Annotated in this window: 2 protein-coding genes, 9 tRNA genes and 6 rRNA genes; all 17 read left to right on the plus strand. The window is 48.2% G+C overall.

The genetic code is table 11. The annotated features are described in order from the left end of the window. Positions 1-136: 136 nt before the first annotated feature. The 17 genes from MKY65_RS00440 (at position 137) to MKY65_RS00520 (ending at position 13,130) form a co-directional block, all read left to right on the plus strand. Positions 137-1,698: ribosomal RNA gene (locus tag MKY65_RS00440) — 16S ribosomal RNA — on the plus strand. A gap of 197 nt (positions 1,699-1,895) precedes the next feature. Continuing rightward, positions 1,896-4,817, plus strand: a 23S ribosomal RNA gene (locus MKY65_RS00445). A 141-nt stretch (positions 4,818-4,958) separates the two neighbouring features. Next, positions 4,959-5,074 (plus strand): 5S ribosomal RNA (gene rrf / locus MKY65_RS00450). A gap of 11 nt (positions 5,075-5,085) precedes the next feature. Further along, positions 5,086-5,161 (plus strand) — tRNA-Val (locus MKY65_RS00455). A 4-nt stretch (positions 5,162-5,165) separates the two neighbouring features. After that, a tRNA-Thr gene (locus tag MKY65_RS00460) sits at positions 5,166-5,241 on the plus strand. 15 nt (positions 5,242-5,256) lie between these two features. Continuing rightward, positions 5,257-5,332 (plus strand) — tRNA-Lys (locus MKY65_RS00465). Positions 5,333-5,335: 3 nt separating this feature from the next. Next, a tRNA-Leu gene (locus MKY65_RS00470) sits at positions 5,336-5,420 on the plus strand. A 25-nt stretch (positions 5,421-5,445) separates the two neighbouring features. After that, positions 5,446-5,520, plus strand: a tRNA-Gly gene (locus MKY65_RS00475). 7 nt (positions 5,521-5,527) lie between these two features. Next, a tRNA-Leu gene (locus MKY65_RS00480) sits at positions 5,528-5,616 on the plus strand. Positions 5,617-5,619: 3 nt separating this feature from the next. Then, positions 5,620-5,696: transfer RNA gene (locus MKY65_RS00485), tRNA-Arg, on the plus strand. A 1-nt stretch (position 5,697) separates the two neighbouring features. Further along, positions 5,698-5,774 (plus strand) — tRNA-Pro (locus MKY65_RS00490). 24 nt (positions 5,775-5,798) lie between these two features. Continuing rightward, a tRNA-Ala gene (locus MKY65_RS00495) sits at positions 5,799-5,871 on the plus strand. Between the two features lie 194 nt (positions 5,872-6,065). Then, a 16S ribosomal RNA gene (locus tag MKY65_RS00500) occupies positions 6,066-7,627 on the plus strand. A 197-nt stretch (positions 7,628-7,824) separates the two neighbouring features. Continuing rightward, a 23S ribosomal RNA gene (locus tag MKY65_RS00505) occupies positions 7,825-10,746 on the plus strand. Between the two features lie 141 nt (positions 10,747-10,887). After that, a 5S ribosomal RNA gene (rrf, locus tag MKY65_RS00510) occupies positions 10,888-11,003 on the plus strand. Together the 16S, 23S and 5S rRNA genes with 9 tRNA genes alongside form the textbook arrangement of a ribosomal RNA operon. Positions 11,004-11,787: 784 nt before the next feature. After that, positions 11,788-12,480: an MgtC/SapB family protein gene (locus tag MKY65_RS00515; protein ID WP_339181352.1), complete on the plus strand. Its 693-nt coding sequence runs from the start codon at positions 11,788-11,790 to the stop codon at positions 12,478-12,480. A gap of 182 nt (positions 12,481-12,662) precedes the next feature. After that, positions 12,663-13,130 (plus strand): CtsR family transcriptional regulator, encoded by a 468-nt coding sequence (locus MKY65_RS00520; RefSeq protein ID WP_193064161.1) that lies wholly within the window; start codon positions 12,663-12,665, stop codon positions 13,128-13,130. The last annotated feature ends 18 nt before the right edge of the window (positions 13,131-13,148 follow it).

The following is a 13,148-nucleotide window of genomic DNA, read 5'->3' on the forward strand; positions in this document are numbered from 1 at the left end:
GCCAATTTGAAACAACGACAAACAAATTGCTCTTTGAAAACTGAACAAAACAACCAGTACGAAAGAAGAAAAACACCTCGTTTTTCTTAAAAAATAAGTCAGAAGTTGACTTCTGAAAGCTAAAGTTTCAAACACTTTTATGGAGAGTTTGATCTTGGCTCAGGACGAACGCTGGCGGCGTGCCTAATACATGCAAGTCGAGCGCGGGAAGCGAACGGAACTCTTCGGAGGGAAGTTCGTGGAACGAGCGGCGGACGGGTGAGTAACACGTAGGCAACCTGCCTGTAAGACTGGGATAACTCGCGGAAACGCGAGCTAATACCGGATAACACTTTCTATCACCTGATGGAAAGTTGAAAGGCGGCTTTTGCTGTCACTTACAGATGGGCCTGCGGCGCATTAGCTAGTTGGTGAGGTAACGGCTCACCAAGGCGACGATGCGTAGCCGACCTGAGAGGGTGATCGGCCACACTGGGACTGAGACACGGCCCAGACTCCTACGGGAGGCAGCAGTAGGGAATCTTCCGCAATGGACGAAAGTCTGACGGAGCAACGCCGCGTGAGTGATGAAGGTTTTCGGATCGTAAAACTCTGTTGTCGGGGAAGAACAAGTATGATAGTAACTGATCGTACCTTGACGGTACCCGACCAGAAAGCCACGGCTAACTACGTGCCAGCAGCCGCGGTAATACGTAGGTGGCAAGCGTTGTCCGGAATTATTGGGCGTAAAGCGCTCGCAGGCGGTTCTTTAAGTCTGATGTGAAATCTTGCGGCTCAACCGCAAACGTGCATTGGAAACTGGAGGACTTGAGTGCAGAAGAGGAGAGTGGAATTCCACGTGTAGCGGTGAAATGCGTAGAGATGTGGAGGAACACCAGTGGCGAAGGCGACTCTCTGGTCTGTAACTGACGCTGAGGAGCGAAAGCGTGGGGAGCGAACAGGATTAGATACCCTGGTAGTCCACGCCGTAAACGATGAGTGCTAGGTGTTAGGGGGTTTCCGCCCCTTAGTGCTGAAGTTAACGCATTAAGCACTCCGCCTGGGGAGTACGGCCGCAAGGCTGAAACTCAAAAGAATTGACGGGGACCCGCACAAGCGGTGGAGCATGTGGTTTAATTCGAAGCAACGCGAAGAACCTTACCAGGTCTTGACATCCTTTGACCACTCTAGAGATAGAGTTTTCCCTTCGGGGACAAAGTGACAGGTGGTGCATGGTTGTCGTCAGCTCGTGTCGTGAGATGTTGGGTTAAGTCCCGCAACGAGCGCAACCCTTAATCTTAGTTGCCAGCATTCAGTTGGGCACTCTAAGGTGACTGCCGGTGACAAACCGGAGGAAGGTGGGGATGACGTCAAATCATCATGCCCCTTATGACCTGGGCTACACACGTGCTACAATGGACGGAACAAAGGGAAGCGAACCCGCGAGGTCCAGCAAATCCCATAAAACCGTTCTCAGTTCGGATTGCAGGCTGCAACTCGCCTGCATGAAGCCGGAATCGCTAGTAATCGCGGATCAGCATGCCGCGGTGAATACGTTCCCGGGTCTTGTACACACCGCCCGTCACACCACGAGAGTTCGTAACACCCGAAGTCGGTGAGGTAACCTTTTGGAGCCAGCCGCCGAAGGTGGGACGAATGATTGGGGTGAAGTCGTAACAAGGTAGCCGTATCGGAAGGTGCGGCTGGATCACCTCCTTTCTAAGGATATATAACGGAATTCGTACGTGGTTGTTTGGTTCAGTTTTGAGAGAGCAATTCTCTCAAAGGAAGCTTGTACCTTGAAAACTAAATAAGAGTAACAACGACATCAAACTTTAAAAATAAGGCAAAAAAGCTATTGATATAGCGACACAACTGATTACATTCTGTAATCAGCCATCTTATTCAAAAACTTTAGTTAAGTGAATAAGGGCGCACGGTGGATGCCTTGGCACTAGGAGCCGATGAAGGACGGGACTAACACCGATATGCCTCGGGGAGTTGTAAGTAAACGTTATATCCGAGGATTTCCGAATGGGGGAACCCATTGTTCGTAATGGAACAGTACATCTATCTGAATACATAGGATAGGTGAGGCAGACCCGGGGAACTGAAACATCTCAGTACCTGGAGGAAGAGAAAGAAACATCGATTTCCTGAGTAGCGGCGAGCGAAACGGAAAGAGCCCAAACCAAGAAGCTTGCTTCTTGGGGTTGTAGGACATTCCATTGGAGTGACAAAGAAATTCTTTAGATGAATCGATCTGGAAAGGTCAGCCAAAGAGGGTAACAGCCCTGTAATCGAAAAAGAATTTCCTCCGGAGTGTATCCTGAGTACGGCGGAACACGTGGAATTCCGTCGGAATCCGGGAGGACCATCTCCCAAGGCTAAATACTCCCTAGTGACCGATAGTGAACCAGTACCGTGAGGGAAAGGTGAAAAGCACCCCGGGAGGGGAGTGAAATAGAACCTGAAACCGTGTGCCTACAAGTAGTCGAAGCCCGTTAATGGGTGACGGCGTACCTTTTGTAGAATGGACCGGCGAGTTACGATCGTATGCAAGGTTAAGTGGAAGACACGGAGCCGTAGCGAAAGCGAGTCTGAACAGGGCGAATGAGTATGCGGTCGTAGACCCGAAACTGTGTGATCTACCCATGTCCAGGGTGAAGGTCAGGTAACACTGACTGGAGGCCCGAACCCACGTATGTTGAAAAATGCGGGGATGAGGTGTGGGTAGCGGTGAAATTCCAATCGAACACAGAGATAGCTGGTTCTCTCCGAAATAGCTTTAGGGCTAGCCTCAAGATAGAGAGTACTGGAGGTAGAGCACTGATTGGACTAGGGGCCCCTACCGGGTTACCGAATTCAGTCAAACTCCGAATGCCAGTTACTTACACTTGGGAGTCAGACTATGGGTGATAAGGTTCATAGTCGAAAGGGAAACAGCCCAGACCGCCAGCTAAGGTCCCAAAGTATACGTTAAGTGGAAAAGGATGTGGCGTTGCACAGACAACCAGGATGTTGGCTTAGAAGCAGCCATCATTGAAAGAGTGCGTAATAGCTCACTGGTCGAGTGACGCTGCGCCGAAAATGTACCGGGGCTAAACGTATCACCGAAGCTGCGGATTGTTCTTACGAACAATGGTAGGAGAGCGTTCAAAGTGCAGTGAAGTCAGACCGTGAGGACTGGTGGAGCGCTTTGAAGTGAGAATGCCGGTATGAGTAGCGAAAAAAGAGTGAGAATCTCTTTCACCGAATGCCTAAGGTTTCCTGAGGAAGGCTCGTCCTCTCAGGGTTAGTCGGGACCTAAGCCGAGGCCGACAGGCGTAGGCGATGGACAACAGGTTGATATTCCTGTACCACCTCATGATTGTTTGAGCAATGGGGGGACGCAGGAGGATAAGGAGTGCGCACCGATGGATGTGCGTCCAAGCATGCGAGGAAGTCAGACAGGCAAATCCGTCTGACATGATTCTGAGCTGTGACGGGGAGGGAAATAGAGTACCGAAGTTCCTGATTTCACACTGCCAAGAAAAGCCTCTAGTTAGATCATAGGTGCCCGTACCGCAAACCGACACAGGTAGGCGAGGAGAGAATCCTAAGGTGAGCGGGAGAACTCTCGTTAAGGAACTCGGCAAAATGACCCCGTAACTTCGGGAGAAGGGGTGCTCACTTGTGAGTGAGCCGCAGTGAATAGGCCCAAGCGACTGTTTAGCAAAAACACAGGTCTCTGCGAAGCCGAAAGGCGAAGTATAGGGGCTGACACCTGCCCGGTGCTGGAAGGTTAAGGGGAAGAGTTAGCTCTTCGGAGCGAAGCTTTGAACCGAAGCCCCAGTAAACGGCGGCCGTAACTATAACGGTCCTAAGGTAGCGAAATTCCTTGTCGGGTAAGTTCCGACCCGCACGAAAGGTGCAACGACTTGGGCACTGTCTCAACGAGAGACCCGGTGAAATTATACTATGCGTGAAGATGCGCATTACCCGCGACAGGACGGAAAGACCCCGTGGAGCTTTACTGTAGCCTGATATGGAATGTTTGTGCAGTTTGTACAGGATAGGTGGGAGCCTTTGAAGCGTGAGCGCCAGCTTACGTGGAGGCATCCGTGGGATACCACCCTAACTGTATGACCATTCTAACCCAGGACCGTAATCCGGTTCGGAGACAGTGTCAGGCGGGCAGTTTGACTGGGGCGGTCGCCTCCTAAAAGGTAACGGAGGCGCCCAAAGGTTCCCTCAGAATGGTTGGAAATCATTCGAAGAGTGTAAAGGCAGAAGGGAGCTTGACTGCGAGACCTACAAGTCGAGCAGGGACGAAAGTCGGGCTTAGTGATCCGGTGGTTCCGCATGGAAGGGCCATCGCTCAACGGATAAAAGCTACCCCGGGGATAACAGGCTTATCTCCCCCAAGAGTTCACATCGACGGGGAGGTTTGGCACCTCGATGTCGGCTCATCGCATCCTGGGGCTGTAGTCGGTCCCAAGGGTTGGGCTGTTCGCCCATTAAAGCGGTACGCGAGCTGGGTTCAGAACGTCGTGAGACAGTTCGGTCCCTATCCGTCGTGGGCGTTGGAAGTTTGAGAGGAGCTGTCCTTAGTACGAGAGGACCGGGATGGACACACCGCTGGTGTACCAGTTGTTCCGCCAGGAGCATTGCTGGGTAGCTACGTGTGGTAAGGATAAGTGCTGAAAGCATCTAAGCATGAAGCCCCCCTCAAGATGAAACTTCCCATCACTTTAAGTGAGTAAAATCCCTCAGAGACGATGAGGTTGATAGGTCCGAGGTGGAAGCGTGGCGACACGTGCAGCTGACGGATACTAATCGATTGAGGACTTATCTAAGTTTTTTCATGTCACGTTACTCTTATTTAGTTTTCAGGGTGCAAATTCTTGAAAAAAAGTGTTGCATTTTTATTCTAAAATGCATATAATATAACTTGTCCTTGTTTTTCAGGAAACATCTTCAAGTTACATATTTTGTTGTCTGGTGGCGAGAGCGAAGAGGTCACACCTGTTCCCATGCCGAACACAGAAGTTAAGTTCTTTAGCGCCAATGGTAGTTGGGGGCTTCCCCCTGCGAGAGTAGGACGTTGCCAGGCTTTATCAATCCGGAGGATTAGCTCAGCTGGGAGAGCACCTGCCTTACAAGCAGGGGGTCGCAGGTTCGAGCCCTGCATCCTCCACCATTATGCCGGCCTAGCTCAACTGGTAGAGCAACTGACTTGTAATCAGTAGGTTGGGGGTTCAAGTCCTCTGGCCGGCACCATTTTCCTTTTTGTAGGAGCCATTAGCTCAGTCGGTAGAGCATCTGACTTTTAATCAGAGGGTCGAAGGTTCGAATCCTTCATGGCTCACCATTTGCGGGTGTGGCGGAATTGGCAGACGCGCTAGACTTAGGATCTAGTGCCTTCGGGCGTGGGGGTTCAAGTCCCTCCACCCGCACCACTATTTTCAATTTAAAAAGCAATATGCGGAAGTAGTTCAGTGGTAGAACACCACCTTGCCAAGGTGGGGGTCGCGGGTTCGAATCCCGTCTTCCGCTCCAAAATATTGCCGGGGTGGCGGAACTGGCAGACGCACAGGACTTAAAATCCTGCGGTAAGTGATTACCGTACCGGTTCGATTCCGGTCCTCGGCACCATAAGCGCCTGTAGCTCAATTGGATAGAGCGTTTGACTACGGATCAAGAGGTTAGGGGTTCGACTCCTCTCAGGCGCGCCATCGGGAAGTAGCTCAGCTTGGTAGAGCACTTGGTTTGGGACCAAGGGGTCGCAGGTTCGAATCCTGTCTTCCCGACCATTAAATATAACTGAATTTATCTATGGGGCCTTAGCTCAGCTGGGAGAGCGCCTGCCTTGCACGCAGGAGGTCAGCGGTTCGATCCCGCTAGGCTCCACTCAACAATTTATTAAAAAAGTTGTTGACAATGATTTACAAACATGGTAAATTATATCTTGTCGCTAAAAACGACAGAAACAAATTGCTCTTTGAAAACTGAACAAAACAACCAGTACGAAAGAAGAAAAACACCTCGTTTTTCTTAAAAAATAAGTCAGAAGTTGACTTCTGAAAGCTAAAGTTTCAAACACTTTTATGGAGAGTTTGATCTTGGCTCAGGACGAACGCTGGCGGCGTGCCTAATACATGCAAGTCGAGCGCGGGAAGCGAACGGAACTCTTCGGAGGGAAGTTCGTGGAACGAGCGGCGGACGGGTGAGTAACACGTAGGCAACCTGCCTGTAAGACTGGGATAACTCGCGGAAACGCGAGCTAATACCGGATAACACTTTCTATCACCTGATGGAAAGTTGAAAGGCGGCTTTTGCTGTCACTTACAGATGGGCCTGCGGCGCATTAGCTAGTTGGTGAGGTAACGGCTCACCAAGGCGACGATGCGTAGCCGACCTGAGAGGGTGATCGGCCACACTGGGACTGAGACACGGCCCAGACTCCTACGGGAGGCAGCAGTAGGGAATCTTCCGCAATGGACGAAAGTCTGACGGAGCAACGCCGCGTGAGTGATGAAGGTTTTCGGATCGTAAAACTCTGTTGTCGGGGAAGAACAAGTATGATAGTAACTGATCGTACCTTGACGGTACCTGACCAGAAAGCCACGGCTAACTACGTGCCAGCAGCCGCGGTAATACGTAGGTGGCAAGCGTTGTCCGGAATTATTGGGCGTAAAGCGCTCGCAGGCGGTTCTTTAAGTCTGATGTGAAATCTTGCGGCTCAACCGCAAACGTGCATTGGAAACTGGAGGACTTGAGTGCAGAAGAGGAGAGTGGAATTCCACGTGTAGCGGTGAAATGCGTAGAGATGTGGAGGAACACCAGTGGCGAAGGCGACTCTCTGGTCTGTAACTGACGCTGAGGAGCGAAAGCGTGGGGAGCGAACAGGATTAGATACCCTGGTAGTCCACGCCGTAAACGATGAGTGCTAGGTGTTAGGGGGTTTCCGCCCCTTAGTGCTGAAGTTAACGCATTAAGCACTCCGCCTGGGGAGTACGGCCGCAAGGCTGAAACTCAAAAGAATTGACGGGGACCCGCACAAGCGGTGGAGCATGTGGTTTAATTCGAAGCAACGCGAAGAACCTTACCAGGTCTTGACATCCTTTGACCACTCTAGAGATAGAGTTTTCCCTTCGGGGACAAAGTGACAGGTGGTGCATGGTTGTCGTCAGCTCGTGTCGTGAGATGTTGGGTTAAGTCCCGCAACGAGCGCAACCCTTAATCTTAGTTGCCAGCATTCAGTTGGGCACTCTAAGGTGACTGCCGGTGACAAACCGGAGGAAGGTGGGGATGACGTCAAATCATCATGCCCCTTATGACCTGGGCTACACACGTGCTACAATGGACGGAACAAAGGGAAGCGAACCCGCGAGGTCCAGCAAATCCCATAAAACCGTTCTCAGTTCGGATTGCAGGCTGCAACTCGCCTGCATGAAGCCGGAATCGCTAGTAATCGCGGATCAGCATGCCGCGGTGAATACGTTCCCGGGTCTTGTACACACCGCCCGTCACACCACGAGAGTTCGTAACACCCGAAGTCGGTGAGGTAACCTTTTGGAGCCAGCCGCCGAAGGTGGGACGAATGATTGGGGTGAAGTCGTAACAAGGTAGCCGTATCGGAAGGTGCGGCTGGATCACCTCCTTTCTAAGGATATATAACGGAATTCGTACGTGGTTGTTTGGTTCAGTTTTGAGAGAGCAATTCTCTCAAAGGAAGCTTGTACCTTGAAAACTAAATAAGAGTAACAACGACATCAAACTTTAAAAATAAGGCAAAAAAGCTATTGATATAGCGACACAACTGATTACATTCTGTAATCAGCCATCTTATTCAAAAACTTTAGTTAAGTGAATAAGGGCGCACGGTGGATGCCTTGGCACTAGGAGCCGATGAAGGACGGGACTAACACCGATATGCCTCGGGGAGTTGTAAGTAAACGTTATATCCGAGGATTTCCGAATGGGGGAACCCATTGTTCGTAATGGAACAGTACATCTATCTGAATACATAGGATAGGTGAGGCAGACCCGGGGAACTGAAACATCTCAGTACCTGGAGGAAGAGAAAGAAACATCGATTTCCTGAGTAGCGGCGAGCGAAACGGAAAGAGCCCAAACCAAGAAGCTTGCTTCTTGGGGTTGTAGGACATTCCATTGGAGTGACAAAGAAATTCTTTAGATGAATCGATCTGGAAAGGTCAGCCAAAGAGGGTAACAGCCCTGTAATCGAAAAAGAATTTCCTCCGGAGTGTATCCTGAGTACGGCGGAACACGTGGAATTCCGTCGGAATCCGGGAGGACCATCTCCCAAGGCTAAATACTCCCTAGTGACCGATAGTGAACCAGTACCGTGAGGGAAAGGTGAAAAGCACCCCGGGAGGGGAGTGAAATAGAACCTGAAACCGTGTGCCTACAAGTAGTCGAAGCCCGTTAATGGGTGACGGCGTACCTTTTGTAGAATGGACCGGCGAGTTACGATCGTATGCAAGGTTAAGTGGAAGACACGGAGCCGTAGCGAAAGCGAGTCTGAACAGGGCGAATGAGTATGCGGTCGTAGACCCGAAACTGTGTGATCTACCCATGTCCAGGGTGAAGGTCAGGTAACACTGACTGGAGGCCCGAACCCACGTATGTTGAAAAATGCGGGGATGAGGTGTGGGTAGCGGTGAAATTCCAATCGAACACAGAGATAGCTGGTTCTCTCCGAAATAGCTTTAGGGCTAGCCTCAAGATAGAGAGTACTGGAGGTAGAGCACTGATTGGACTAGGGGCCCCTACCGGGTTACCGAATTCAGTCAAACTCCGAATGCCAGTTACTTACACTTGGGAGTCAGACTATGGGTGATAAGGTTCATAGTCGAAAGGGAAACAGCCCAGACCGCCAGCTAAGGTCCCAAAGTATACGTTAAGTGGAAAAGGATGTGGCGTTGCACAGACAACCAGGATGTTGGCTTAGAAGCAGCCATCATTGAAAGAGTGCGTAATAGCTCACTGGTCGAGTGACGCTGCGCCGAAAATGTACCGGGGCTAAACGTATCACCGAAGCTGCGGATTGTTCTTACGAACAATGGTAGGAGAGCGTTCAAAGTGCAGTGAAGTCAGACCGTGAGGACTGGTGGAGCGCTTTGAAGTGAGAATGCCGGTATGAGTAGCGAAAAAAGAGTGAGAATCTCTTTCACCGAATGCCTAAGGTTTCCTGAGGAAGGCTCGTCCTCTCAGGGTTAGTCGGGACCTAAGCCGAGGCCGACAGGCGTAGGCGATGGACAACAGGTTGATATTCCTGTACCACCTCATGATTGTTTGAGCAATGGGGGGACGCAGGAGGATAAGGAGTGCGCACCGATGGATGTGCGTCCAAGCATGCGAGGAAGTCAGACAGGCAAATCCGTCTGACATGATTCTGAGCTGTGACGGGGAGGGAAATAGAGTACCGAAGTTCCTGATTTCACACTGCCAAGAAAAGCCTCTAGTTAGATCATAGGTGCCCGTACCGCAAACCGACACAGGTAGGCGAGGAGAGAATCCTAAGGTGAGCGGGAGAACTCTCGTTAAGGAACTCGGCAAAATGACCCCGTAACTTCGGGAGAAGGGGTGCTCACTTGTGAGTGAGCCGCAGTGAATAGGCCCAAGCGACTGTTTAGCAAAAACACAGGTCTCTGCGAAGCCGAAAGGCGAAGTATAGGGGCTGACACCTGCCCGGTGCTGGAAGGTTAAGGGGAAGAGTTAGCTCTTCGGAGCGAAGCTTTGAACCGAAGCCCCAGTAAACGGCGGCCGTAACTATAACGGTCCTAAGGTAGCGAAATTCCTTGTCGGGTAAGTTCCGACCCGCACGAAAGGTGCAACGACTTGGGCACTGTCTCAACGAGAGACCCGGTGAAATTATACTATGCGTGAAGATGCGCATTACCCGCGACAGGACGGAAAGACCCCGTGGAGCTTTACTGTAGCCTGATATGGAATGTTTGTGCAGTTTGTACAGGATAGGTGGGAGCCTTTGAAGCGTGAGCGCCAGCTTACGTGGAGGCATCCGTGGGATACCACCCTAACTGTATGACCATTCTAACCCAGGACCGTAATCCGGTTCGGAGACAGTGTCAGGCGGGCAGTTTGACTGGGGCGGTCGCCTCCTAAAAGGTAACGGAGGCGCCCAAAGGTTCCCTCAGAATGGTTGGAAATCATTCGAAGAGTGTAAAGGCAGAAGGGAGCTTGACTGCGAGACCTACAAGTCGAGCAGGGACGAAAGTCGGGCTTAGTGATCCGGTGGTTCCGCATGGAAGGGCCATCGCTCAACGGATAAAAGCTACCCCGGGGATAACAGGCTTATCTCCCCCAAGAGTTCACATCGACGGGGAGGTTTGGCACCTCGATGTCGGCTCATCGCATCCTGGGGCTGTAGTCGGTCCCAAGGGTTGGGCTGTTCGCCCATTAAAGCGGTACGCGAGCTGGGTTCAGAACGTCGTGAGACAGTTCGGTCCCTATCCGTCGTGGGCGTTGGAAGTTTGAGAGGAGCTGTCCTTAGTACGAGAGGACCGGGATGGACACACCGCTGGTGTACCAGTTGTTCCGCCAGGAGCATTGCTGGGTAGCTACGTGTGGTAAGGATAAGTGCTGAAAGCATCTAAGCATGAAGCCCCCCTCAAGATGAAACTTCCCATCACTTTAAGTGAGTAAAATCCCTCAGAGACGATGAGGTTGATAGGTCCGAGGTGGAAGCGTGGCGACACGTGCAGCTGACGGATACTAATCGATTGAGGACTTATCTAAGTTTTTTCATGTCACGTTACTCTTATTTAGTTTTCAGGGTGCAAATTCTTGAAAAAAAGTGTTGCATTTTTATTCTAAAATGCATATAATATAACTTGTCCTTGTTTTTCAGGAAACATCTTCAAGTTACATATTTTGTTGTCTGGTGGCGAGAGCGAAGAGGTCACACCTGTTCCCATGCCGAACACAGAAGTTAAGTTCTTCAGCGCCAATGGTAGTTGGGGGCTTCCCCCTGCGAGAGTAGGACGTTGCCAGGCATATTGAAAAAGAGTTAAGCATCATGCTTAGCTCTTTTTTTGCATATTTTTTTAGAGGAAATGCCGTTTTATGTCATCTGAATCTGTTCATAAAAGGTACGATGACAAAATATATAAATGTTATGTCTTTTCTGCCAGGAAATAGAATCTTCTTTGTCGTAAAGACGGATCCTTGAATGAATGCTTTGCCAGCGATAGCCATCCGTCCGTTTGTTTTTTCCTCGACAGAATGGATATTTCTGCATACGCCGTTTTGTGAATAACCCCGCAACGAAATGACTTCCTTCTCTGATTCCGTGTGCCTGCATATGGACATCTTTTATTCCTAAATAACTCGATGGCAAATGGCGTGTATTCTTTTGTCTTCACTCTATCTATGATTGAAAACGAGAGGACGTGCCACATTTAGTATAGAGTCAAAAAATGTTTCATTATGACGTGCATTTTAAACAACGTTTTTACGTTTTTGATTTGAAATATTAGACGTAAGATTGTGGTTGTACATGGTATCACTGCTGGCACTGTTCGTCTAATGGTTTTTTGCTTGTTTATCCTCAAATATCCTTTCTTTGGTATTTATTTCTGGAAGATAAATCAATTTACTGCTAAAGTAAAAATACACTTATTACAATGAATACTTCTATTTAGACAGTTTAAAATTAATTTTCATGATAGGTGGCACGGAAAACCCCCGCTGAATAAATTTTCAATTTATAAAATGAAATGATAGCCTATACATATAAATAAACTGTAAAATATATAAAACAATAAGGGGGTGCAGGGAATGGAATTAGAACAATTTATTGATGATGATTTCGGAGTTATTGTGTTACGTTTGTTTATTGCTTTGTTGTTATCCGGTTTAATTGGTTTTGAGAGAGAAATTAATAATCATTCAGCTGGATTTCGTACGCATATACTGGTAGGAGTAGGCTCTTGTTTGATGATGATTTTATCGATTTTTGGTTTTATTACATTTATGAATCAATACGACAACATTCAATTTGACCCTGCTCGTATCCCCTCTTATGTAATTAGCGGTATTGGTTTTCTTGGAGCTGGTACCATTATTGTATATGGAGGAACCATCAAAGGATTAACAACAGCTGCTTCTATATGGGCTGTAGCAGGAATAGGATTAGTGATTGGAGCCGGCATGTATAGTGTTGCTATTGTAACGACACTTATTATCCTTATCAGTTTAATATTTTTTAACCGGATGGAGCATTTTTTCCCTCGGTTTGCAACCAGTAATTTTATTGAATTGATTGCTTCAGAGGAATTTGAAATACATGAAGCTGTAAAATCAGTGGAAAAGAACGGTTTTACGATAAAACAGGTTGAGATAAAGCTGTTAGAAGGTAACAGGCGCAGAATTCATATATGGACAAATATGAAAAAGGACAATAAGTTAATTTATTTATTTGATGAAATATCGAAGCTTCCGGGAGTGGTTAATATAACAAAGCGAAATTAAAACATAAATATTTTCATAGATTTTTATAATTATGTTTTGATTTTTGGCCTGTTTGTCCAAAATAGAAATATCATCCATTTGCAACTGTGGCAATTTCTTATTATAATAAAACCATAGTCAAAGTTAGTCAAAGTCAAAAGGAATAATTTATCAAATAAATTATTTGATTTGAGGTGCGAAGGATGAGTAACATTTCAGATATCATTGAACAATATTTGAAAAAAGTATTACAGTCAGAAGAACAACAAGCGATTGAGATTAAAAGGAGTGAAATTGCAGATCAGTTTCAATGTGTACCTTCTCAAATAAATTATGTTATTAATACGCGTTTTACCATTGAGAAAGGGTATATCGTAGAAAGTAAACGCGGCGGTGGCGGCTATATTCGTATTATGCGCATACGGCATCAGGATAAATCGGAATTGATTGATGAGATTATTTATTTAATCGGTGATTCGATTCCGCAGCGTGCTGCTATAGATATTTTAGATCGGCTTTTAGAGGAGGAGCTGATTACAGCACGTGAAGCAAAGCTGATATTGGCAAGTATTGATCGAACAACGTTAGCTTTTCAATTGCCGCTAAGAGATGAATTGCGTGCACGTATTCTTAAATCTGCATTAACTGCACTCAAGTATCTGAACGATTAATTACCTGAAGGGGGGAGG

The organism is Oceanobacillus sp. FSL W7-1293 (genome assembly GCF_037969815.1).
Lineage (GTDB): Bacteria > Bacillota > Bacilli > Bacillales > Amphibacillaceae > Oceanobacillus > Oceanobacillus oncorhynchi.